Genomic DNA, 23,974 nt, shown 5'->3' with positions numbered 1-23,974 from the left:
GCCCCGGTCCGGCGCGGCCCGTGATCAGACCAGCTCGACCGCGATGGCGGTGCCCTCGCCGCCGCCGATGCAGATGGCGGCGACGCCGCGTTTCTTGCCCTGCGTCTTCAGCGCGTTGATCAGCGTGACCACGATGCGCGCCCCCGAGGCGCCGATGGGGTGGCCCAGCGCGCAGGCGCCGCCGTTCACGTTCACCACCTCGGGCGACAGGCCCATCTTCTGCATGAAGGCCATGGGGACGACGGCGAAGGCCTCGTTCACCTCCCACAGGTCGACGTCTTCCTTGCTCCAGCCCAGCTTCTCCAGCAGTTTTTCGGCGGCGGGGACCGGGGCGGTGGGGAATTCGGCCGGGGCCTGGGCGTGGCCGGCATAGCCCATGATGCGGGCGATGGCGCCCTCGGCCTTGTCCGACAGCACCAGCGCCGCCGCCCCGTCCGAGATCGAGGACGAGTTCGCCGCCGTCACCGTGCCGTCCTTGCGGAACGCCGGCTTCAGGGTCGGGATCTTGTCGGGGCGGGCGTTGCCGGGCTGTTCGTCGGTGTCCACCAGCGTCTCGCCGCCGCGGGTCGCGATCTTGACGCCCACCACCTCACCGGCAAAGCGGCCCTCGTCGATCGCGGCCTTGGCCCGGGTCAGCGAGCGCAGCGCGTATTCGTCCTGCGCCTGCCGGGTGAACTGGAACTCGGCGGCGCAATCCTCGGCGAAGGTGCCCATCAGCCGGCCCTTGTCATAGGCATCTTCCAGCCCGTCGAGGAACATCGAATCCATCACCTGCCCGTGGCCCAGCCGGGCGCCGCCGCGCATCTTGGGCAGCAGATAGGGGGCGTTGGTCATGCTCTCCATTCCCCCCGCAACGATGGTGCGGGCCGAGCCGGCGCGGATGGAATCGGCGGCCGACATCAGCGCCTGCATCCCCGAGCCGCACATCTTGTTCAGCGTGACCGCGGGCACCGACTGCGGCAGCCCCGCCCCCAGCGCCGCCTGGCGCGCGGGCGCCTGGCCCTGGCCCGCGGGCAGGACGCAGCCCATCAGCACCTCGTCGACCTGCTCGCCGCCCACCCCGGCACGGGCGATCGCCTCGGCGATGGCGGCGGCGCCCAGCTCGGGTGCGGTCAGGGGGGCAAGGGCGCCCTGCATTCCCCCCATAGGGGTGCGGACGGCGGCATGGATATAGACCTCGGGCATGGCACTCTCGGCTGTTTGCGATTTGGTAACGAGTTTCGGCTAACCATGGGGCAAAGGACGGATTCGCCGCAAGGGTCAGGGATGCAATTCCATACAGATCTCATCGACGACGGGGTCAGGGTGCGGGTCGAGGAACCGCGGCTGGACGCCGCGATCGCCATCCGCTTCAAGGACCGGCTGCGCGATGTGGCGGCGCGGCACGGGCCGCGGATCCTGCTGGACCTGACGCCGGTGCAGTTCATGGACAGCTCGGGGCTGGGGGCGGTGCTGGCGATCCGCCGCATCCTGCCCGACGGGCACCGGCTGGAACTGACCGGGCTGACCCCGAACGTGGACCGGGTGTTCCGCCTGACCCGGATGGACACGGTGTTCACCATCCACCGCGACCCGGATGCGCTTCTTCCCCCTCCCGCCCCGGACGACGAGGCCGACAGATGATCGACGACATGCCGTTCCCCGACTACGGCGACCGCCGGCCGTGCGGGGCGCCGATGTTCCACCGCATCCTGGCGGCCGAGCCGCTGACCGTGCAGCAGGCGCTGATCGACCTGCGGGTGCGCTTTGCCGGCGCCGTGCCCGCCGATGCCCTGGACCGGATGGAGCTTGCGATGGCCGAGGTGCTGAACAACATCGTCCAGCACGGGCGCCATCCCCCGGGCGCCGCGCCGCGGGGGCGGCTGCCCCCGGTCACCATCCACCTGACCGTGACCAGCCACGCCGGCGGCTTGGCCTGCGCGGTCGCCGACGACGGCACCCCGCTGCCGCCGTCCTGCCTGGTGCCGGCCCGGCTGCCCCCGCCCGAGATCGCGGCCCTGCGCGAGGGCGGATTCGGCTGGTTCATGATCCGCGACCTGACGCAGTCGCTGTTTTATTTCCGCGAGCAGCGGCGCAACGTGCTGTGCTTCCACATCCCCCCGGCCGAGGACGGGCGCCGCCCCTCGGGCACCGCGGTGGTGGCCTGAGGGATGCGCCCTGCCCCGGTCCTGGCCTGCCCCCGCCGTGCCCGCGGGCCGTCCGCGGCCACCGCCCGCACCCGCCGCAACAGGCGCCTGCGGCTGGGAATCGCGGGTTTTCAGGTGGCTGCCGGCGGCGCGTCGAAAATCCCACACTGCGGCCAAATGCGGCACTGGCGGCGCGGCTCGGTGCTGGACTGACGGAATGTTGACCGCTAGAAACGCGCCTGCGAGGGCTGTCCAGAGCGGCGGCCCGACCTGTCGTATCGGCCCGGCTCACCCGCGCTGGCCCCGAATTGGAGAATGACCGTGTCCCACGCTGAAGACCACGCAGGAGACCACGGCGCCACCCGGAGGGACTTCCTCTATTACGCAACCGCCGGTGCCGGCGCCGTTGCGGCCGGGGCAGCCGCCTGGACCCTGATCAACCAGATGAACCCCTCGGCCGACGTGCAGGCCCTTTCCTCGATCCAGGTGGATATCAGCGGCGTCGAAGAGGGCACCCAGCTGACCGTCAAGTGGCTGGGCAAGCCGGTGTTCATCCGCCACCGCACCCAAGAGGAAATCGACCGCGCCCGCGCCGACGACGGCGCCGCGCTGATCGACCATCAGTCGCAGAACCCCAACAAGCCGGGCTCGAACGCCGACGACATCAACCGCACGCTGGACGACGAGGGCCGCTGGCTGGTCCAGATCGGCGTCTGCACCCATCTGGGCTGCGTGCCGATCGGCGACGGCGCCGGTGACTACCAGGGCTGGTTCTGCCCCTGCCACGGCTCGCACTACGACGCCTCGGGGCGGATCCGCCGCGGCCCGGCCCCGCAGAACATGCATATCCCCGTCGCCGCCTTCCTGGACGACACCACCATCAAGCTGGGCTGAGGAGCGCGACGATGTCCGCCGGTATTCCGACCGATCACTACGAACCCAAGACCTCAGCCGAACGCTGGATCGACCGCCGCCTGCCGATCGTGCGGCTGCTGGTCGATTTCGTCACCCTGCCCACCCCCCGGAACCTGAACTGGTGGTGGATCTGGGGCATCGTGCTGACCTTCTGCCTGGTGCTGCAGCTGGCCACCGGCATCGTGCTGGCGATGCACTACACCCCCCATGTCGACCTGGCCTTCGGCTCGGTCGAGCATATCATGCGCAACGTCAACGGCGGATATTTCCTGCGCTACCTGCACGCCAACGGCGCCTCGCTGTTCTTCCTGGCGGTCTATATCCACATCTTCCGCGGGCTGTACTACGGCAGTTACAAGGCCCCGCGCGAGATCACCTGGATCGTCGGGATGCTGATCTACATCGCGATGATGGCGACCGCCTTCATGGGCTATGTGCTGCCCTGGGGGCAGATGTCCTTCTGGGGCGCGACGGTGATCACCGGCCTGTTCGGGGCGATTCCAGGCGTCGGCCCGGCGATCCAGACCTGGCTGCTGGGCGGCCCGGCCGTGGACAACGCCACGCTCAACCGCTTCTTCTCGCTGCATTATCTGGTGCCCTTCGTGATCGCCGCCCTGGTCGTGGTGCACTTCTGGGCCTTCCACACCACCGGCAACAACAACCCCACCGGGATCGAGGTGCGCCGCACCTCGAAAGAGGAAGCCAAGCGCGACACCCTGCCCTTCTGGCCGTATTTCGTCGTCAAGGACCTGGTCGGGCTGGCCATCGTGCTGGTGATCTTCTTCGCCGTGGTCGGCTTCATGCCGAACTACCTCGGCCACCCCGACAACTACGTCGAGGCAAACCCGCTGGTCACGCCCGCGCATATCGTGCCCGAATGGTACTTCCTGCCGTTCTACGCGATCCTGCGCGCCTTCACCGCCGACGTCTGGCTGGTGATGGCGGTGAACTGGATCACCTTCGGCATCGTGGACGCCAAGTTCTTCGGCGTGATCGCGATGTTCGGCGCGATCATCGTGATGGCGCTGGTGCCGTGGCTTGACACCTCGCGCGTGCGCTCGGGCCGCTACCGCCCGCAGTTCAAGTGGTGGTTCTGGCTGCTGGCCGTCGACTTCGTGGTCCTGACCTGGGCGGGGGCGATGCCGGCAGAAGGGATCTACCCCTATATCGCCCTTGCCGGCGCCGCCTACTGGTTCGCCTATTTCCTGGTGATCCTGCCCCTCCTTGGCGTGATCGAGCGGCCGCTGCCGATTCCGAACACGATCGAGGAAGACTTTGACGCGCACTACGGTCGCGCTACCCACCCCGCCGAGTAAGGAGAGGCGCGAATGTCCCTGAGAAACGTCACACTCACGGCGGTCGCGGCCCTGTCCCTCGGGATGGCGGCGAACGCGCAGAGCACGACCACCGTCACGGTGCCGCTGAACGAGCCCGGCACCCAGGCGCCGGTCCCGACCGGCCCCGGCACCACCGTCACCCGGCTGCCCGACGGCTCGAGCACGGTCGAGACCACCGGCGCGGCCCCGGCTGCCCCTGCCCCGGCGGCTCCGGCCGCCACCGCTGCGCCGGTCGCCGCGGAACCGGCGCCGGTGACTGCCGAACCCGAGCCGCAGACTGCGGCCGAGGTCACCGCCCAGGCGGCCGACACGGCTACACCGGCCACGACCGAGGAACCGGCCGCGGAAGAGGCTGCGGCCGAAGCCCCGGCAGAGGAACCCGCGGCCGAGGCACCGGCGGAAGAAGCTCCGGCGGAAGAAGCCGCGGCCGACGAGGCGCCGGCTGACGAGGCCCCTGCCGAGGAAGCCGCCGAAGCCGAACCCGCCGCCGAGGACGAAGCGGTCGAGGAAGCCCCCGCCGAGGAAGCTGCCGCCGACGAGGAAGCCGCCCAGGACGAGGCGACCGAGGACGAGGCCCCGGCCGAGGCTGTCGAGGACGAAGCCGCTGCGGAAGATCTGACCGAGGATGTCGCCGTCGCGGAAGACTCCACCGAGGAGGACGCCCCGCAGATCGACGAAGCCGCGGAAGCGACCGAGGCCGCCACCCACGACCAGGTCATCCACGACGTCTCCTTCAGCTTCGAAGGTCCGTTCGGCACCTACGACCAGCTGCAGCTGCAGCGCGGCCTGCAGGTCTACACCGAGGTCTGCGCCGGCTGCCACGGGATGAAGCAGGTGCCGCTGCGCACCCTCTCGGACCCCAACGGCCCCCAGCTGCCCGAAGATCAGATGCGCGCCTATGCCGGCGAGCTGTCGATCTTCGATCCCGAGCTGGACGACGAGCGCCCGCGCGAGCCGACCGACATGTTCCCGACCATCGAGGGCGAGGGCATGGGGCCGGACCTGTCGCTGATGGCCAAGGCCCGCGCCGGCTTCCACGGCCCCTACGGGACCGGGATCAACCAGCTGTTCCACGGCATCGGCGGGCCCGAGTACATCTACTCGATCCTGACCGGCTACACCGGCGAAGAGATGGAGCAGGCCGGCACGGTGCTGTACGAGAACACCGCCTTCCCCGGCGGCTGGATCTCGATGGCGCCGCCGCTGTCGGACGATCAGGTCACCTACGAGGACGGCTCGCCCACCGACCTGAACAGCATGGCGCAGGACATCTCGGCGTTCCTGATGTGGACCGCCGAGCCCAAGATGATGGAGCGCAAGCAGTCCGGCCTGGTCGCGGTCCTGTTCCTGATCGTGCTGACGGTGCTGCTGTACCTGACCAACAAGCGCCTGTGGTGGCCGATCAAGCACCGCGACGAAGTCGCCGGCAGCGACCGCTGACCCCTGCCCCAAGAAACCACCGAACGCGCCCCACCGGGGCGCGTTCTGCATTTCGGAGCTGACGGGCCCAGCCGGGGATACCTCCAGACGACAGGCGGGAGCGGGAACCTCCGGACCACAGACCGGACAGCACGGCTGCCTCCAGGCTCACCACGGCTGCACCGGCAACCCCACATCGCCGCCATCAGCTCCGTTTCGGGCCGGCGCAGCGGCGATGGACGCTCAAGAAGACGGCACGCCGGCAGAGACAGACGAAGCCGCAACCTGGTCCGCACCCCGATGGTCGCCAAAGCCCCCTCCGCTCCGACTCCGCATCCCCTCTTCTGCGCGTCGCACAACCAAGCCGCCCTCTTGGTAATGCTCCATCTGGCTACACCGATAGCCAGCCATTATCGGCCGCTATCCGCACAAGCTCGACGGCGATGGACGCCTGAGAAGACGATACGCCGCCAGTGGCGGACAACGCTGCAGCCGGCCTGCGCGTCGATGTTCGCCAAAGCACGCCTCGCTGCGGCGATGCATCCCACTCCTCCCAAGTCACAGCGCCAAGCGTCCTCTCGGCAACGCTCCGCATAACTGCACCGATAGCCGCATCAGCCACCATCGACCCCCATTTCGCACTGACACGGCGCCGATGGGCGCTTAAGAAGAACGGTTCACACCTGAAAACGATAGGCCACCGGCGACAGGCAACACTCCAGCCCGGCCCACGCCTCGATGGCCGCCAAAGCGCGCCCTCGACGGGCCGCATCCACCCTCGCACGTCGCGGCACCTAGCTTCCCTCTTGGCAATGTTCCGACACCGCTGGCACATTACCGCCCGCCCAGCCTCTCTCAGCGCCCCCGCCCACGCCCCTCCCCCACATCACGACGCTTGCGGGCAGCGCTGGTGGGGCTTATCTGGCTTGCCATGCGCATCCCGTTCCTGTCGCCGCGGCGGCCCGTCGTTTCTGTCATCCGCCTGCAGGGCGCCATCGGGGCCGCGGCCCGTGCGGGCGCGATCGGGCTGTCCGATGCCGGGCTGGCGCCGCTGCTCAACCGCGCCTTCAGGCGCCGCAGGCCGGCGGCGGTGGCCATCGCGCTGAACTCGCCCGGCGGGTCGCCGGTGCAGACCTCGCTGATCGCCGCCCGCATCCGCCGGCTGGCCGAGCGCCACAAGGTTCCGGTGCATGTCTTCGTCGAGGATGTGGCGGCCTCGGGCGGCTACTGGCTGGCGACCGCGGCGGACAAGATCTGGGTCGATCATTCCTCGGTCATCGGCTCGGTCGGGGTGATCTCCTCGAGCTTCGGCTTTGCGGATTTCATCGCCCGCCACGGGATCGAGCGGCGCATCCACACCGCCGGCACCGCCAAGGCCTGGCTGGACCCGTTCCGCCCCGAACAGCCCGAGGATGTCGCCCGGCTGCACCGGCTGCTGGAGCCGATCCACGCCGCCTTCAAGGATCAGGTGCAGTCGCGCCGCGGCGACCTGCTGCCCGCCGACCGCGACCTGTTCACGGGCGAGGTCTGGGTCGGCCAGCAGGCGGTCGACCTGGGGCTGGCCGACGGCATCGGCCATCTGGAGCCGGTCATGCGCGACCTGTTCGGCCAGGATGTGCAGTTCCTGACCTATGGCCTGCGCACCCCGTTCCTGCGCCGCTTCGGCATCTCGGCCGAGGATCTGCTTGACGCGGCGGCCGAGCGGGCGGCCTTCGCGCGCCTGACCCCGGGGGGTTGAGATGCTCAAGATCGTCGTCCTGTTCCTGCTGATCATGCTGGCCTTGGCGCTGGCCTTCGGCCCCGGTTTCCGCCGGGTGATCGCCCGTATCCTGGGGCTGCCCCTTGGCCGCTAGTGGGGTGGCGCTGGTCACCGGCGGCGCGCGGCGGCTGGGGCGGGCAATGGCGCTGGCGCTGGCCGGGCGCGGGCATGACGTGGCGATCCATTACCTGGGCTCGCAGGCCGAGGCCGAGGCGACCGCAGCCGAGGCCCGCGCCCTCGGCGTCAACGCCGGCATCTTTCGCGCCGACCTGCTGGACGAGGCCGAAACGCAAGGGCTGATCCCGGCCGTCGCCGCGGCGATGGGGTCGCTGACGGTGCTGGTCAACAACGCCTCGATCTTTGAATACGACAACATCGCCACCGCCACCCGCGACAGCTGGGACCGGCATCTCGGCTCGAACCTGCGGGCCCCGTTCATCCTGACCCAAGCATTCGCCCGGCAGCTGCCGCCCGCGCCACAGACGGGGCCCGAGCCGCAGGCCCATGGGCTGATCGTCAATCTGGTCGACCAGCGGGTGCTGAAGCCGACGCCCGAGTTCATCACCTATTCGCTGGCCAAGGCCGGGCTGTGGGCGCTGACCCGCACCTCGGCGCAGGCACTGGCGCCGCGGATCCGCGTCAACGCCATCGGCCCCGGCCCCACCCTGCAGGGCGCCCGCCAAAGCGCCGGGCATTTCGCCCGCCAGCGCGCCGCCACCATCCTGCAACGGGGCGGCGATGCGGATGACATTGCGCGCGCGCTGCTGTATCTTCTGGATGCGCGGGCGGTGACGGGGCAGCTGATCTGCGTCGACGGCGGCCAGCACCTGGCCTGGCAGACCCCCGACATCATCGGCGACTAGCCCGCCCGCGGCAGCACCCCGCGGCACTTTGTCCACCATCGCTGCGGCAGCCCGCCGATTGTCACGAATCCTTCAAGGGAATCATCCGCTTGTGGCGCATACAAAGAAAAACGATGAAAAACAGCCCCTTGCAACACTGCCTGTTTTTTGAGCAAACCCGGGAAAGCCTAGGAATCCCTGATCCGGGGACGATGGTTCCGCAGCCGTTCCACAGAGTTATCCACAGATTCCGTGGATGCATATCTGCTTGCATCCCACCCCGTCTTGCGGGCTGAAAACGGAATCACTTCGTTAACACCATGGACGATACCGCACCCCCTGCCGAACACCCCGTTCCGCCCCTGACCGGCCACCGGCTGATCGCGGATTACTGCCGCCGGCTCGATTCCAGCCCTGGGGTTTACCGGATGCTGGATGCGGGGGGCGCGGTGCTTTACGTGGGCAAGGCGCGCAACCTGCGGGCGAGGGTGTCGAACTACGCCCGCCCCTCGGGGCATTCGGTGCGGATCGCGCGGATGATCCGCGAAACCGCCAGCATGATGTTCCTCAGCACAAGGACCGAGACCGAGGCGCTGCTGCTGGAACAGAATCTCATCAAGCAGCTCAAGCCGCGCTACAACGTGCTGCTGCGCGACGACAAGTCGTTCCCGAACATTCTGGTCACCCGCAACCATCCGTTCCCGCAGATCAAGAAGCACCGCGGCGCGAAATCGGAAAAGGGCGATTACTACGGCCCCTTCGCCAGCGCGGGCGCGGTCAACCGCACGCTGAACCAGCTGCAACGGGTGTTCCTGCTGCGATCCTGTACCGATGCGACCTTTGCCTCGCGCACCCGGCCCTGCCTGCTTTACCAGATCAAGCGCTGCAGCGCGCCCTGTGTCGGACGCATCTCGGAAACCGATTATGCCGGGCTGGTCGCGGATGCCGAGCGGTTCCTGCAGGGGCGCTCGACCTCGATCCAGACCCGGCTGGCGGCCGAGATGGCCGAGGCCTCGGCGGCGATGGAATACGAACGCGCCGCGGCGCTGCGCGACCGGATCAAGGCGCTGACCGCGGTGCAGTCGGTGCAGGCGATCAACCCCAAGGGCGTCCCCGAGGCCGATGTAGTGGCCCTGCATCTGGACGCCGGGCAGGCCTGCGTGCAGGTGTTCTTCATCCGCGGCAACCAGAGCTGGGGGAACCGCGACTTCTACCCCCGCACCGGCGGTTCCGAATCCCCGGCCGAGATCATGCAGGCGTTTCTGGCGCAGTTCTACGCCGACAAGCTGCCGCCGCGGCTGATCCTGCTGAGCGATGCGGTCGAGGATGCGGATCTGATGGCGCGGCTGCTGTCGGACCGCGCCGGGCGGCGGGTGGTGCTGGGGGTGCCGCAGCGCGGGGAAAAGGCCGAGCTGGTGGCCAACGCGCTGCGCAACGCCCGCGAAAGCCTGGCCCGCCGGCTGGCCGAAAGCGCCACCCAGCGGCGGCTGCTGGAGGGTCTGGCCGAGGCGTTTGAACTGCCGGTGGTGCCGCGCCGGATCGAGGTCTACGACAACAGCCATATCCAGGGTGCGGCCCCGGTCGGCGGCATGATCGTCGCCGGCCCCGAGAGCTGGATGAAAAGCCAGTATCGCAAGTTCAACATCAAGGGCACCGAGATCACCCCCGGCGACGATTTCGGCATGATGCGCGAGGTGCTGACCCGGCGGTTTTCCCGGCTGCTCAAGGAAGACCCCGACCGCGCGTCCGAAGCCTGGCCCGACCTGCTGCTGATCGACGGCGGCGCCGGGCAGGTGTCGGCGGTGGCGGGGATCCTGGCCGAGCTGGGGGTCGAGGACATCCCCCTGATCGGCGTCGCCAAGGGCGAGGATCGCGACCACGGCAAAGAGGTATTCCACCGCCCCGGGATGCGTCCCAAGGCGCTGGCGATGAACGACCCGGTGCTGTATTTCACCCAGCGCCTGCGGGACGAGGCGCACCGCTGGGCCATCGGCACCCACCGCGCCCGGCGCACGAAACAGGCGATGGCGAACCCGCTGGACGAAATCCCCGGCGTTGGCGCCGCCCGCAAACGCGCGCTGCTGGCGCATTTCGGCAGCGCCAAGGCGGTGTCGAACGCGGGTCTGGCCGATCTGCAGGCGGTCGAGGGCATCTCAGGCGCGCTCGCCCGCACCATCCACGACCATTTCCACCCCGAGGGATGAGGCGGGGCAGGCCGCCTGCCGCGGGCGCCACAGCCACCTAGCCCTCGGCGGGCAGGTCCTCCCCGGCCGTATCCTCCGCAGGGGTCTCCTCTGCAGGGGGAACGGGTTGCGCTTCATCGTCTGGCGCTACCCCCGCGCCGCCCGCCGGCAGCTCGGCGGAACCGCCCGGCACCTCCGGTTCGGCAGGCAGGGCGCTGCCCTCGGCTGCAGCGGCCGGGGCGCTCGCATCTTCCTTGAGCTGGTCGTCGCGCCATTCGCCCTCGGTCACGCGGCCGCTGGCATAGCGCATCACCCCGGCCCCTTGCCGCTTGCCGGCGACGAAGCTGCCCTCATAGACGTCGCCGTTGGCGTAGCTGGCCACGCCCTTGCCGTCGATCTCGCCGGCCTTCCAGCCGCCTTCGTAGCGGAAGCCGTCCGGGGTCATCAGCACGCCCTGCCCCTCGCGCAGCCCGCCCGCGAAACCGCCGCGATAGGTGGTGCCGTCGGTATAGGTGGCCGCGCCTTCGCCGTGGCGCTGGCCGTTGACCCAGGCGCCGGTATAGACATAGCCGTCCGGGTGGGACATCGTGCCCAGCCCGTGGTTGCGCGCGTTCTTGAAGCCGCCCTCATAGGACATGCCGTTGGCATAGGTGGCGCGTCCCTGCCCCTCGATCACCCCCGCCACCCAGTCGCCTTCGTAGCCGGAGCCGTCGGGATAGGTGATACGGCCGCGGCCGTCGGGCTGATCGGCCTTGAGCGTACCTTCGTAGACCGAGCCGTCGGGATACTGGATGCGACCCTCGCCCTCCATCCGGTCGTCGACCCAGCCGCCCTCGTAGCGATAGCCGTCCTTGCCGGTGAACACGCCCTTGCCGTGGCGCTTGTCGGCGCGGAAGCCGCCCTCGTAGACGTCGCCGTTCACATAGGTGGCGCGGCCCTGCCCTTCGCGCCGGTTGGCGACCATGGTGCCTTCGTAGATGTCGCCCGAAGGCTGCACCAGCCGCCCCGGCCCCGACATCTGGCCGCTGGCCCAGACGCCTTCGTAGACCAGCCCGTCGGGCATGGTCAGCTTGCCCTGCCCCGCGCGCATCTCGGCCAGCATCCCGCCTTCGTAGACCGAGCCGTCGGGATAGGTGATCTTGCCGTGGCCCTCGCGCGCGCCGCGCACCCAGTCGCCGTCATAGCGATAGCCGTTGGGCTGGGTCAGCACCCCCTTGCCGTGGTGCAGCGCCTTTTCGAACCCGCCCTCGTAGACCGAGCCGTTGGCATAGGTGGCGCGGCCTTGGCCGGTGATCTCGCCCTCGACCCAGTCGCCTTCGTAGCTGCCGCCGTCGGCATAGGTGATCTTGCCCTTGCCATGCGGCTTGCCGCCGTCGAACTGCCCCTCGTAGACCGAGCCGTTGGGATAGACCGCCCGCCCATGGCCGCGGATCTCGCCGTCCACCCAGTCGCCTTCGTAGCGATAGCCCGAGGGCAGGCTGTAGCTGCCGCGCCCGTGCTGGCGGCCGTTGCGGAACGTGCCCTCATAGACGCCGCCGTCGTCATATTGCTTGGTGACGACCGCCGCGGCCTGCGCCACGGCAGGCGCGGGCACCTGGGAAAGCGCCAGACCGGCCAGCGCCGCGGCAAGGACTGCGGGTTTCATCGCCAGAGCCTCTCAAGCCTGTGGGTGGATGCGGGCCGCGCCCGCCGCTGCGCTTGGTTTAGCGCAGCCGCCGCCCGGCGCAAAGCCCAAGGCGACCTCTGCCGCCCCCGCGCGCGCTTTGGGCTTTCACCGTGCCGCAAATATCCTCCGGGGGTGCGGGGGTGGAAAACCCCCGCTCCGGCGGCGCCATCACCCTTTCCCTCGCCCCCCGCAGGCCCTATCTTTCCACAGCCCTGCACGGAGCCCTGCCATGACCGACCGTTTCCGCCTGACCATCGCCCAGCTGAACCCCACGCTCGGCGACCTGCCCGGCAACGCGGCGCTGGCATACGGGGCCTGGCAGCAAGCCCAAGCCGCCGGCGCCCAGATGCTGGCGCTGCCGGGGCTGTTCCTGTCCGGCAGCCCCTTGGGCGACCTGGCGCGCAAACCGGCGTTTCTGGACGACTGCCGCCGCACGGTGGAAAAGCTCGCCGCCGATTGCGCGGAGGGGCCGGCGATCGGCATCGGTGCGCCCTGGCGCGTGGGCGGGCGGGTGCATGACGCCTGGCTGGTGCTGCAATCCGGGCGCGTCACCGCGCAGGTGCTGCGTCACGGCGGCGACGCCAGCTTCGACCCAGCCCCGATCAGCGGCCCCTTTGCGGTGGACGGGCTGCGGCTGGGCTGCGCCCTTGGCGCGGATGCACTGTCCCCCGAAGTCGCCGAGACACTGGCCGAGACCGGGGCCGAGATCCTGCTTTGCCCCGCCGCCGACCCCTATCACCGCGCCCGCCACGACCACCGCATCACCCATATGGTGGCGCGGGTGGTGGAAACCGGGCTGCCGCTGGTGCATCTGAACCTGACCGGCGGGCAGGACGAATGGGTCCACGATGGCGCCTCGTTCGTGCTGAACCCGGGCGGGCACAAGCAGCTGCAACTGCCGCCGTTCGAGGATGCGGTGGCCCATGTCGACTTCATCCGCGGCGAGGGCGGCTGGCAGGCCGAGCCCGGGGTGATGGCCCCGCAGCCCGACGAATGGGAACAGGATTACCGCGCCATGTGCGTGGCCCTGGGCGACTACATGCGCAAATCCGGGTTCCGCCGTGCGTTGCTGGGGCTGTCGGGCGGGGTCGATTCGACGCTGGTCGCCACCATCGCCGCCGACACGCTGGGGCCGGAAAACGTGCGGGCGGTGCGGCTGCCCTCGGTCCATTCCACGCAGCATTCGCTGGACGACGCCGCGGAACAGGCGCAGCGGCTGGGCATCCGCATGGACACGCTGCCGATCACCCTTGGCCAGCAGGCGGTGACCGAGACGCTGGCCGAAAGCTTTGCCGGCACCACCCCCGACCTGACCGAGGAAAACATCCAGTCCCGCCTGCGCGGGGTGCTGCTGATGGCGCTGTCAAACAAGTTCGGCGATATGCTGCTGTGCACCGGCAACAAATCCGAGGTCGCGGTGGGATATGCGACTATCTACGGCGACATGGCCGGCAGCTATAACCCGCTGCGCGACCTCTACAAGACCCGGGTGTTCCAGACCTGCCGCTGGCGCAACGAAAACCATCGCGACTGGATGCGCGGGCCTGCGGGCGAGGTGATCCCCCCCGCGATCATCGCCAAGCCGCCCTCGGCCGAGCTGCGCCCGGGGCAGACCGATCAGGACAGCCTGCCGCCCTATGACCTGCTGGACGCGATCCTCGAAGGGCTGATCGAGCGCGACGAATCCACCGCCTCGCTGATCGCGCAGGGGTTCGACGCGGACACGGTGCAGCGGATGGTGCGGCTGGTGCAGTTCAGCGAATGGAAGCGCTACCAAGCCGCGCCGGGGCCGCGGCTGTCGCCGCGCGCCTTCGGGATGGACCGGCGCTATCCGCTGGTCAACGCCTGGCACGATCCAGGCTGAGCGGGCTGGGCTGAGCGGGCTGGGCGCCCTAGACGATCACGTCGAACCGCTGCCCCTCGGCCGCATCGAACACGCGGCGGTAATGCGCCACCAGCTCGGCCGGGCCGGTGGCCTTTTCCGGGTTGTCGGACAGTTTCACCGTCGGGCGGCCGTTCGCGGCCACCGCCTTGCACACCAGGCTGAACGGGGCCAGCCCGTCGCCGGGCACGAAGCCGCGGAAGTCGTTGGTCAGCAGCGTCCCCCAGCCGAAGCTGACCTTGACCCGCCCGTGGAACCGCGAAAACAGCATGGCGATGGTCTGTTCATCCAGCCCGTCGGAAAAGATCACCAGCTTGCCCTGCGGATCCTCGCCGCGGCTTTGCCACCAGCGGATCGCATATTCCGCCATCTCGACCGGATCGCCGGAATCGACGCGGATGCCGGTCCAGCGCGCCAGCCAGTCGGGCGCGTTGTCCAGGAACCCCGGCGTGCCATAGGTGTCGGGCAGAATGATGCGCAGATTGCCGTCGTGTTCCTCTTGCCAGTCGGCCAGCACGCGATACGGGGCCTGGCGCAGTTCCTCGTCGCTGTCGGCCAGCGCCGCATAGACCATCGGCAGCTCATGGGCGTTGGTGCCGATCGCCTCGATGTCGCGGCGCATGGCGATCAGGCAGTTCGAGGTGCCGGTGAAACAATCGCCCAGGCCCTCGATCATCGCCTGCACGCACCAGTCCTGCCACAGGAAGGAATGCCGCCGCCTTGTCCCGAAATCGGCGATGCGCAGGTCGGGGCCCAGCTTGCGCAGATGTTCGATCTTTTCCCACAGCCGGGCCATGGCGCGGGCGTAAAGCACCTGCAGCTCGAACCGGCCCAGATCCTTGAGCACGGCGCGCGAGCGCAGCTCCATGATGATGGCGAGCGCCGGGATTTCCCACAGCATCACCTCGGGCCAGCGGCCGTGAAAGGTCAGCTCGTACTGGCCGTCACGGCGTTCCAGCTGGTATTCCGGCAGGCGCAGATTCTCGAGGAACTCCATGAAATCGGGGCGGAACATCTGGCGCTTGCCGTAGAAGGTGTTGCCGCGCATCCAGGTGGATTCGCCCCGCGCCAGCGACAGGCCGCGCACATGGTCCAGCTGCTCGCGCAGCTCGCCCTCGTCGATCAATTCGGCCAGGCGGATGGATTTGCTGCGGTTGATCAGGCTGAAGGTGACGTCCACGTCGGGCCGGTTGCGGAACACCGACTGGCACATCAGCAGTTTGTAGAAATCGGTGTCGATCAGCGAGCGCACGATCGGGTCGATTTTCCACTTGTGGTTGTAGACCCGCGTCGCAATGTCGATATGGGGGATCATCATGCCAGCGTCACCCCGGCAGCGCGCATCGCATCGCGCGCGGCCTCCAGTGAGCCGTCCAGGTCGATGGCGCGGGTGGCGGTCTCGATGACCGTGGCCCCAAACCCCAGCCGCACCGCGTCCATCGCCGACCAGGCCACGCAGAAATCCTGCGCCAGCCCGACGAAATGCAGGTCGTCCAGCCCGCGGTCGCGCAGATAGCCGGCCAGCCCGGTGGCGGTGCTGCGGTCGTTTTCGAAGAACGCCGAATAGCTGTCGATCCCCGGCCGGAACCCCTTGCGCAGGATCAGATCGGCGCGCGACAGGTCCAGCCCGGCGTGGAAGGCGGCGCCGTCCGAGCCGATCACGCAATGCCGTGGCCACAGCACCTGCGGGCCGTAGGGCATCTGGGTGGTGGAAAACGGCGCGGCGCCGTGGTTGTCGGCAAAGCTGGCGTGGTCTGCGGGGTGCCAGTCCTGCGTCAGGATCACCGCGTCGAACCGGGGCATCAGCGCGTTGATCGGGGCGATGATCTCGTCCCCACTTGCCACCGCCAGCGCGCCGCCGGGGCAGAAATCGACCTGCATGTCGACGACGATCAATGCGCGCATGACGCTCCTCCTGCGGACGGGGAACCCTAGAAAGCCCGCCGGTCGAGGTCAACGGGAGGGCGACCTTATGCCCCTCCTCCACCCAACCGCTTGCCTTTTCCGCCGCGCCCGGATTACGCGGGCAGGATGTTCACCGTCGCCGCGCTTTACCACTTTGCCCCGCTTGCCGACCCCGCCAGCGCCCGCCCGCCGCTGCTGGCGCTGTGCCGGGCGGAAGGGGTGTGCGGCACGCTGATCCTAGCGCGCGAGGGGGTCAACGGCACCATCGCCGGCCCGCGCAAGGGGATCGAGGCGGTGCTGGCACATCTCCGCGGCTGGCCGGGGTTCGCGGCGCTGGAGTGGAAGGAAAGCGCCGCCGCCACCCTGCCCTTCGGCCGCATGAAGATCCGCGTGAAGCCCGAGATCGTGACCATGGGCCGGCCCGGCATCGACCCGACCGCCCGCGTCGGCCGCCATGTCGCGCCCGAGGATTGGAACGCGGTGATAAGCGACCCCGGCACGGTGGTGATCGACACCCGCAACGCCTATGAAATCGCCATCGGCAGCTTCCGCGGCGCCATCGACCCCGGCACCGCCAGTTTCCGAGAGTTCCCCGGCTGGTGGGCCGAGAACGCCCATCGCTTCGCCGGCAAGCGGGTGGCAATGTTTTGCACCGGCGGCATCCGCTGCGAGAAATCCACCAGTTTCCTCGTCTCGCAAGGAGTCCCCGAGGTGGTGCATCTGCAGGGCGGGATCCTGAAATACCTCGAGGATATCCCGGCGCAGGACAGTATGTGGGACGGGACCTGCTTCGTCTTCGACCGGCGGGTCAGCCTGACCCACGGGCTGGAACCGGGCGGGCATCTGCTCTGCCACGCCTGCCGCCGCCCGCTGTCCCCGGCCGACACCAGCCGCCCGGAATATGAGCCCGGCGTCTGCTGCCACCTGTGCACGGACGAATATTCCGACGCCGACCGCGCCCGCTTCCGCGACCGGCAACGCCAGGTCGAACGCGGCGAGCTGTTTGCGGACAGCGACCCGGGCTGAGCCACCCCGGCCGCGCAGCGCCCTCGTCGCCGCCGCATGGGTATTTAAGCCAGAAAGAAGCCCTCATCCCGCCGCAACGGCGTGTTTCTTTCTGGTCCAAATACCCATTGCAACGGCGCGACCCAACGCGACCGCGCCGGTGTCGCGCTACCTCGCCAGCCCCACCCCGCCCGCGGCGATCGCGGCCATGTTCAGGATGTCGTTCACCGTCGAGCTGGTCGAGCAGATCTGGATCGGCTTCGGCACTCCGGTCAGGATCGGGCCGATCACCGTGGCGCCGGCCATTTCCTGCATCAGCTTGACGCTGATCGAGGCCGAGTGTCGGGCCGGCACTACCAGCACGTTCGCCGGGCCGGTCAGGCGGCTGAACGGATAGCGCGCCGCCTGTTCGGGGTTCAGCGCCACGTCCACGGTCATCTCGCCTTCGTACTCGAAATCGGCGCCCATCGCGTCCAGCACCCGGGGCGCCTCGGCCATCTTGGTGGCGCGTTCGCTGACCGGATAGCCGAAGGTCGAGAAGGACAGGAAGGCGACCCGCGGGTCCATCCCCAGCGCGCGGGCGACCTGCGCGCCGCGGGTGGCGATCAGCGCCAGGTCCTCGGCCTCGGGCCATTCGTGAACCAGCGTGTCGCCCATCAGCACGATCCGGCCCTTGTGCAGGATCGCGGTGACGCCGACCGCGCCGTCCTGCGGGCGCACGTCGAACACCTGCCCGATCTGTTCCAGCACATGCGCCGATTTGCGGGTGACGCCGGTGACCAGCCCGTCGCCATGGCCATGCGCCAGCATCAGCGCCGCGAACACATGTCGGTCGCGGTTGGCGAGCTTCCCGGCATCCTCGCGATCGACACCCTTGCGCTGCAGCCGCGCGTAAAGCGCCTCGTGATAGCGGGACTGGTGTGGGGAGTTGGCCGCGTTCACCACCTCGATTTCCTGCAGCGCATCCGCAAGCCCGGCGGCCGAGAGTTTTTCCGCCACGTCGGCCTCGCGCCCCACCACCAGCGCGCGGCCCAGCCCGCTGCGCTGCCACCCCACGGCGGCGCGCAGCACGCGGGGGTCGTCGCCCTCGGCAAAGATCATCCGCGCCTGTGCCCGGCGCGCCCGGGCATGGATCCCCTGCAGGATCGAGGCGGTGGGGTCCATGCGCTGGCGCAGCGATTGGACATAGCCCTCCATGTCGATGATCGGGCGGCGGGCGACGCCGGTATCCATGCCCGCCCGCGCCACCGCCGGCGGCACCACGTGGATCAGCCGCGGGTCGAAGGGCGTGGGGATGATGTAGTCGCGGCCGAACACCAGCTTGCGGCCGTAGGCCACCGCCACCTCGTCCGGCACATCCTCGCGCGCGAGTTCGGCCAGCGCGCGGGCGCAGGCGATCTTCATCTCGTCGTTGATGGCGCGGGCGTGGATGTCCAAGGCGCCGCGGAACAGATAGGGGAAACCCAGGACGTTGTTGACCTGGTTGGGGTAGTCCGAGCGCCCCGTGGCGACGATGGCGTCGGGGCGGACCTCATGCGCCTCTTCCGGGGTGATCTCGGGGTCGGGGTTCGCCATGGCGAAGATCACCGGGTTCGGGGCCATGGTCTCGACCATCGCCTGCGTCACCGCCCCCTTGGCGGAAACGCCCAGGAACACGTCGGCGCCGACCAGCGCCTCGGCCAGGGTGCGCGCATCCGTCACCACCGCGTGGGCGGATTTCCACTGGTTCATGCCCTCGGTCCGGCCCTGCCAGATCACGCCCTTGGTGTCGCACATGATGCAGTTTTCCGGGCGCGCGCCCATCGCCTTGACCAGCTCCAGACAGGCGATGCCGGCGGCGCCGGCCCCGTTCAGCACGATCCTGACGTCCTCGATGCGCTTGCCGGACAGATGCAGCGCGTTGATCAGCCCGGCGGCGCAGATCACCGCGGTGCCGTGCTGGTCGTCGTGGAACACCGGGATGTCCATCAGCTCTTTCAGGCGCTGCTCGATGATGAAGCATTCGGGCGCCTTGATGTCCTCAAGGTTGATGCCGCCGAAGGTCGGGCCCATCAGCCGCACCGCCTGGATGATCTCGTCCGGGTCCTCGGTGTCCAGCTCGATGTCGATGGCGTTGACGTCGGCAAAGCGCTTGAACAGCACCGCCTTGCCCTCCATCACCGGCTTGGAGGCCAGCGCGCCCAGGTTCCCCAGCCCCAGGATCGAGGTGCCGTTCGACACCACCGCGATCAGGTTGCCCTTGGTGGTATAGTCGTAGGCGGTTTCCGGGTTGGCCGCGATCGCCTGCACCGGTACCGCGACGCCGGGGGAATAGGCGAGGCTGAGGTCGCGCTGGGTCACCATCGGGGTCGAGGGCACCACGTCGAATTTTCCCGGCCGCGGCTCCAGGTGATAGGCCAGCGCTTCTTCCGGTGTGATTCGCGCCTTTTGCGGCTGGTTCTTCGCGGTCATGGTTCCTCTCGTCGCTGGGTTCGGCCACAGCTTTGCCGGGACCGGCGGCAAAGCGCAACGTGCGGCGTGGCATGCGGGGGCCAGCCCCCGCGCCCCCGGGGTATTTTCACCAGAAAGAAGCAATGGCGGGCGGTTCTCTTTGCGGATGGCGCACCCTAGAAGAGGGGCGATCAGAAAGGACCGCCGATGACCGACCAGCCGACCCCGATGATGGCCCAGTATCTCGCGATCCGCGAGGCCAATCCGGGGGCGTTGCTGTTCTATCGGATGGGCGATTTCTACGAGATGTTCTTTGAGGACGCGGTGGCCGCCGCCGCGGCGCTGGACATCGCGCTGACCAAGCGCGGCACCCATCTGGGCCAGCCGATCCCGATGTGCGGGGTGCCGGTCCATGCCGCGGAATCCTATCTGCTGACCCTGATCCGCAAGGGCTTCCGCGTCGCCATCGCCGAGCAGATGGAGGACCCGGCCGAGGCCCGCAAGCGCGGGTCCAAGTCGGTGGTGGCGCGCGACGTGGTGCGGCTGGTCACCCCCGGCACCCTGACCGAGGAATCGCTGCTGGAAGCAAGGCGGCACAACTTTCTGGCCGCCTGGGCGCAGGTGCGGGACGAGGCGGCGCTGGCCTGGGTCGATATTTCCACCGGCGCGCTGCGGGTGGCGCCCTGCCCCCTGCCCCGGCTGGCGCCGGAACTCGCCCGCCATGCACCGCGCGAATTGCTGGCGCTGGACGGGTCGCGTCTGGACGACATCGCGCATGAGGCCGGCGCCGCCCTGACCGAGCTTTCGGCGGCGAGTTTCGATTCCACCGCTGCCGTGCGCCGGCTGGGGGATCTTTACGGCGTCGGCACGCTGGACGGTTTCGGCCAGTTCACCCGCGCCGAGCTGGCGGCGATGGGCGCGATCGCCGACTACCTGTCGCTGACCCAGCGCGGGCGGATGCCGCGGCTGTCGCCGCCGGTGCGGGAAAGCGGCGCCGGCGTCATGCAGATCGACGCCGCGACCCGGCGCAATCTGGAACTGACGCAGGCGCTGTCGGGCGGGCGCGAGGGCTCGCTGCTGTCGGCTATCGACCGCACGGTGACCGCGGCGGGGGCGCGGCTCTTGGAACGGCGCATCTCGGCCCCCTCGCGCGATCTGGCGCTGATCCATCGCCGACAACAGGCGGTGGCGGCGCTGGTCGATGATTCCCGGCTGACCGCCCGCCTGCGCGAGGCGCTGGCTTTGGTTCCCGACATGGACCGGGCGCTGTCGCGGCTGGGGCTGGACCGCGGTGGGCCGCGCGATCTGGCCGCGATCAGGGGCGGGCTGGCCGCGGCCGAGCGCATCGCCGCGATGCTGTCGGGGGCCGAGGGGCTGCTGGCCGAGGCCGCGGGCGATCTGGTCGGCCACGACGCGCTGACCGGGCTGCTGGACCGGGCGCTGGTGGCAGAACCGCCGCTGCTGGCCCGCGACGGCGGTTTCGTCGCCGCGGGGTTCGACGCCGAACTGGATGAAACCCGCGCCCTGCGCGACGAGGGCCGCGGCGTCATCGCACGGATGCAGGCCGATTACGTCGCGGAAACCGGCATCGCCAGCCTGAAGATCAAGCACAACAACGTGCTGGGTTATTTCATCGAGACCACCGCCACCCACGCGGAAAGGATGCTCGCGCCGCCCCTGAACGCGCGCTTCATCCACCGCCAGACCACCGCCAGCCAGATCCGCTTCACCACCGTCGAGCTGTCGGAACTGGAAACCCGCATCCTCAACGCCCGCGACCGCGCGCTGGAGCTGGAACGCGCGGTGTTCGCCCGCCTGCTGGCGGCGGTGCTGGACCAGTCCGCCCGCATCGGGCAGGCCGCCCGCGCGCTGGCGGAAATCGACGTGGGGGCCGCCTTCGCCGACTTGGCCACGGGCGAGGGCTGGACCCGCCCCCATGTGGACGACGGCCGCGCCTTCGTGGTCGAGGGCGGGCGCCACCCGGTCGTGGAACGGGCGCTGAAACGCAAGGGCGAACCCTTCGTCGCCAACGACTGCGCCCTGACCGAAGGCGACACCCCGGCGATCTGGCTGCTGACCGGGCCGAACATGGCGGGGAAATCGACCTTCCTGCGGCAGAATGCGCTGATCGCGGTGCTGGCGCAGGCCGGCGGCTTCGTTCCCGCCGCGCGCGCCCATGTCGGGCTGGTCACGCAGCTGTTCAGCCGGGTGGGTGCCGCCGACGATCTGGCGCGGGGGCGGTCGACCTTCATGGTCGAGATGGTGGAAACCGCGGCCATCCTGAACCAAGCCGACGCCGGCGCGCTGGTGATCCTGGACGAGATCGGGCGCGGCACCGCCACCTGGGACGGGCTGTCCATCGCCTGGGCGGTGCTGGAACATCTGCACGGTGCCAACCGCTGCCGGGCGCTGTTCGCCACCCATTACCACGAGATGACGCAGCTCGCCGCCAAGCTGGAGGGCGTGGAAAACGCCACCGTCGCCGTGCGCGAATGGGAAGGCGAGGTGGTGTTCCTGCACGAGGTCAGGAAGGGCGCCGCCGACCGCAGCTATGGGGTGCAGGTGGCGCGGCTGGCCGGGCTGCCGCCGGCGGTGGTCGACCGCGCGCGCGAGATCCTCGACGCGCTGGAAGCGGGCGCCCGCGACGGCGCCGCCCGCCCGGCGGCGCTGATTGACGACCTGCCGCTGTTCCGGGCCGCCCCTCCGCCGCCGCCCGCAGCACCCGCCCGCGAATCGGCGGTCGAGGCGCGTCTGCGCGACATCGACCCCGACCGGCTGACCCCGCGCGAGGCGCTGGATCTGGTCTATGAGCTGGCGGCGCTGGGGCGCGGCTAGGAAAGGCCGGCGCGGTGAACCAGCGCTTTATGCAGGATCCGCGACAGGGCGCCCTTGTCGGACCGGCGGCGCATCGGCGCCCGCCGGACCGGCATCGCGCTTAACGCTCGTCTTCGTCCTCGTCGTCGCCGTCCGGCAGGTTGAAGAAGCTTTCGGCGTCCAGGTTCGGTTCGGGCTTGTCGTCGTCGCGGCTCAGGCTGAAGTTTTCCAGCCCGGCGATGGAAGATGGCAGCCGCGGCTCGTCCGGCATCGACAGGCTGGACTGGGTGGACACCAGCTTGCGGCGCTCGTCATCCGACATCACCTCGGGCAGGGATTTCGCGGCCTTCTGCACGGCGGCGTCCAGTTCCGACTGCCGGCACAGCCCCAGCGCCACCGGGTCGATGGGCTGGATGTTCTGGATGTTCCAGTGGGTACGCTCGCGGATGGCGGTGATGGTGGGCTTGGTGGTGCCGACCAGCCGCGCGATCTGCGAATCGGCCAGTTCCGGGTGGAACCGCACCAGCCACAGGATCGCCGCCGGGCGGTCCTGCCGCTTGGACAGCGGCGTATAGCGCGGGCCGCGGCGCAGCTCCTCGCCCTCGGCGGCGGGGTTGTGCTTGAGCTTCAGCTTATAGGCCGGGTCCTTCTGGCCCTTTTCGATCTCGGCCGGGTCCAGCTGGTTCGAGGCCACCGGATCGAAGCCCTTGACCCCGGCCGCCACGTCGCCATCGGCAATGCCCTGCACCTCGAGCTCGTGCATCCCGCAGAAATCCGCGATCTGCTTGAAGCTGAGCGTGGTGTTGTCGACCAGCCAGACGGCGGTGGCCTTGGCCATCAGCGGCTTGTTCATGGGTTGCTCCTTCGCAATGACTCTGTGTCCGGGGAAACCGGGGCGGCCCGAGGACAGGCCATTCCGCAGATTTCGGGGGGAATTGCCTGTCCATATACGACCGCGGCGGCGTGGTTTGAACCCCCTTTTTCGCCGCACGCGGGCCGCATAGGCTGGCGCGCATGAAACGCCCGCTTCTTCGCGCCCTGATCTGCGCCGCCCTGATGCTGCCCCTGCCGGCCGCGGCGGAGGACGTGGCGGGCAGGTTCGACTATTACGTGCTGTCGCTCAGCTGGTCGCCAAGCTGGTGCGCGTCCGAGGGCGGCGACGCGCCGCAATGCGACCCCCGGCGGCGGACCGGTTTCGTCGTCCACGGGCTGTGGCCGCAATACGAACGCGGCTGGCCGGATTTCTGCACCACCGCGCAGCGCGACCCCACCCGCGGCGACAGCCGGGGGATGGAGGATCTGATGGGCTCGGCCGGGCTGGCCTGGTACCAGTGGCAGAAACACGGGCGCTGTTCGGGGCTGTCGGGGCCGGACTACTACCGCGCCACCAGCGAGGCCGCGGCAACGGTGGCGATCCCGCCGGTGCTGGCGCAGCTGCCCCGCGACGTGCGGCTAGACGCGGCGGTGATCGAGGATGCGTTCATCGAGGCCAACCCCGAACTGACCCGCGACGGCATCACCGTCACCTGCAAGGACGGCCGCCTGCTAGAGGTCCGCATCTGCCTGACCCGCGAGATGGAACCCCGAGACTGCGGCCCTGACATCCGGCGCGACTGCCGCAGCCCGATGCTGGTCGAGGCGCCCTGAGGCGCTGCCGCAGCGGGGGATTTTCCATCCCCCGCACCCCCTGG

At 69.4% G+C, this 23,974-nt stretch carries 18 protein-coding genes; 12 read left to right on the top strand and 6 right to left on the bottom strand.

From position 1 onward, the window contains the following. Positions 1–24 precede the first annotated feature (24 nt). Positions 25–1,185, bottom strand: a complete 1,161-nt coding sequence (locus BUB57_RS12270) for a thiolase family protein (protein ID WP_073067418.1) — start codon at positions 1,183–1,185, stop codon at positions 25–27. Between the two features lie 81 nt (positions 1,186–1,266). Here BUB57_RS12270 and BUB57_RS12265 point away from each other — a divergent pair, with 81 nt between their 5' ends. The 8 genes from BUB57_RS12265 to uvrC all read left to right on the top strand — a co-directional run bounded on the left by BUB57_RS12265 (position 1,267) and on the right by uvrC (position 10,602). Next, positions 1,267–1,623: an STAS domain-containing protein gene (locus BUB57_RS12265; RefSeq protein ID WP_073067416.1), complete on the top strand. Its 357-nt coding sequence runs from the start codon at positions 1,267–1,269 to the stop codon at positions 1,621–1,623. After that, positions 1,620–2,147: an ATP-binding protein gene (locus BUB57_RS12260; protein WP_073067414.1), complete on the top strand. Its 528-nt coding sequence runs from the start codon at positions 1,620–1,622 to the stop codon at positions 2,145–2,147. The genes BUB57_RS12265 and BUB57_RS12260 overlap by 4 nt, the downstream gene beginning before the upstream one ends. A 300-nt stretch (positions 2,148–2,447) precedes the next feature. Beyond that, positions 2,448–3,020, top strand: a complete 573-nt coding sequence (gene petA / locus BUB57_RS12255; RefSeq protein ID WP_073067573.1) for a ubiquinol-cytochrome c reductase iron-sulfur subunit — start codon at positions 2,448–2,450, stop codon at positions 3,018–3,020. 11 nt (positions 3,021–3,031) lie between these two features. Then, positions 3,032–4,357, top strand: a complete 1,326-nt coding sequence (locus BUB57_RS12250) for a cytochrome b (RefSeq protein WP_073067412.1) — start codon at positions 3,032–3,034, stop codon at positions 4,355–4,357. 690 nt (positions 4,358–5,047) lie between these two features. After that, a complete protein-coding gene (locus tag BUB57_RS17140; protein WP_073067571.1) occupies positions 5,048–5,818 on the top strand; it encodes a cytochrome c1 in 771 nt (256 codons plus the stop codon). Between the two features lie 910 nt (positions 5,819–6,728). Beyond that, a complete protein-coding gene (locus tag BUB57_RS12240) occupies positions 6,729–7,535 on the top strand; it encodes a S49 family peptidase (protein WP_073067569.1) in 807 nt (268 codons plus the stop codon). A gap of 104 nt (positions 7,536–7,639) precedes the next feature. Beyond that, positions 7,640–8,419 (top strand): SDR family oxidoreductase, encoded by a 780-nt coding sequence (locus tag BUB57_RS12235; protein ID WP_268801862.1) that lies wholly within the window; start codon positions 7,640–7,642, stop codon positions 8,417–8,419. A gap of 299 nt (positions 8,420–8,718) precedes the next feature. Beyond that, positions 8,719–10,602, top strand: a complete 1,884-nt coding sequence (gene uvrC, locus BUB57_RS12230) for an excinuclease ABC subunit UvrC (protein ID WP_073067408.1) — start codon at positions 8,719–8,721, stop codon at positions 10,600–10,602. 37 nt (positions 10,603–10,639) lie between these two features. On the opposite strand, the gene BUB57_RS12225 is transcribed toward uvrC, so the two are convergent. Further along, positions 10,640–12,226 carry an MORN repeat-containing protein gene (locus BUB57_RS12225; protein ID WP_073067406.1) on the bottom strand — a complete coding sequence of 529 codons (1,587 nt, stop codon included), beginning with the start codon at positions 12,224–12,226 and terminating at the stop codon, positions 10,640–10,642. Between the two features lie 250 nt (positions 12,227–12,476). Here BUB57_RS12225 and BUB57_RS12220 point away from each other — a divergent pair, with 250 nt between their 5' ends. After that, a complete protein-coding gene (locus BUB57_RS12220) occupies positions 12,477–14,111 on the top strand; it encodes an NAD+ synthase (RefSeq protein ID WP_073067403.1) in 1,635 nt (544 codons plus the stop codon). A 28-nt stretch (positions 14,112–14,139) separates the two neighbouring features. On the opposite strand, the gene pncB is transcribed toward BUB57_RS12220, so the two are convergent. Together pncB and pncA are read right to left on the bottom strand one after the other, a co-directional pair. After that, positions 14,140–15,447, bottom strand: a complete 1,308-nt coding sequence (gene pncB, locus BUB57_RS12215; RefSeq protein WP_084732121.1) for a nicotinate phosphoribosyltransferase — start codon at positions 15,445–15,447, stop codon at positions 14,140–14,142. After that, complete coding sequence (gene pncA / locus BUB57_RS12210) at positions 15,444–16,034, bottom strand: bifunctional nicotinamidase/pyrazinamidase (RefSeq protein WP_073067401.1); 591 nt, start codon at positions 16,032–16,034, stop codon at positions 15,444–15,446. Before pncA ends, pncB begins: the two co-directional genes overlap by 4 nt. Positions 16,035–16,160: 126 nt before the next feature. Between pncA and trhO the strand changes: the two genes are divergently transcribed. After that, positions 16,161–17,060 carry an oxygen-dependent tRNA uridine(34) hydroxylase TrhO gene (gene trhO, locus BUB57_RS12205; RefSeq protein ID WP_073067399.1) on the top strand — a complete coding sequence of 300 codons (900 nt, stop codon included), beginning with the start codon at positions 16,161–16,163 and terminating at the stop codon, positions 17,058–17,060. A 147-nt stretch (positions 17,061–17,207) separates the two neighbouring features. Here the strand turns inward: trhO and BUB57_RS12200 are convergent, their stop codons facing one another. Then, positions 17,208–19,490, bottom strand: a complete 2,283-nt coding sequence (locus BUB57_RS12200) for an NADP-dependent malic enzyme (protein WP_073067397.1) — start codon at positions 19,488–19,490, stop codon at positions 17,208–17,210. Positions 19,491–19,676: 186 nt separating this feature from the next. Here BUB57_RS12200 and mutS point away from each other — a divergent pair, with 186 nt between their 5' ends. Continuing rightward, positions 19,677–22,304 carry a DNA mismatch repair protein MutS gene (mutS, locus tag BUB57_RS12195; RefSeq protein ID WP_073067394.1) on the top strand — a complete coding sequence of 876 codons (2,628 nt, stop codon included), beginning with the start codon at positions 19,677–19,679 and terminating at the stop codon, positions 22,302–22,304. A gap of 100 nt (positions 22,305–22,404) precedes the next feature. On the opposite strand, the gene BUB57_RS12190 is transcribed toward mutS, so the two are convergent. Beyond that, positions 22,405–23,136, bottom strand: coding sequence for a DUF1013 domain-containing protein (locus BUB57_RS12190; protein WP_073067392.1), 732 nt, complete (start codon positions 23,134–23,136; stop codon positions 22,405–22,407). 161 nt (positions 23,137–23,297) lie between these two features. On the opposite strand from BUB57_RS12190, the gene BUB57_RS12185 reads away from it, so the two are divergent. After that, positions 23,298–23,930: a ribonuclease T2 family protein gene (locus tag BUB57_RS12185; RefSeq protein WP_073067389.1), complete on the top strand. Its 633-nt coding sequence runs from the start codon at positions 23,298–23,300 to the stop codon at positions 23,928–23,930. The last annotated feature ends 44 nt before the right edge of the window (positions 23,931–23,974 follow it).

This window comes from Paracoccus solventivorans, assembly GCF_900142875.1.
In the GTDB taxonomy this organism is placed as follows: Bacteria; Pseudomonadota; Alphaproteobacteria; order Rhodobacterales; family Rhodobacteraceae; genus Paracoccus; species Paracoccus solventivorans.
The sequence above is the reverse complement of the archived record's forward strand: the minus strand, read 5'-3'. Positions and strand labels throughout refer to the sequence as shown.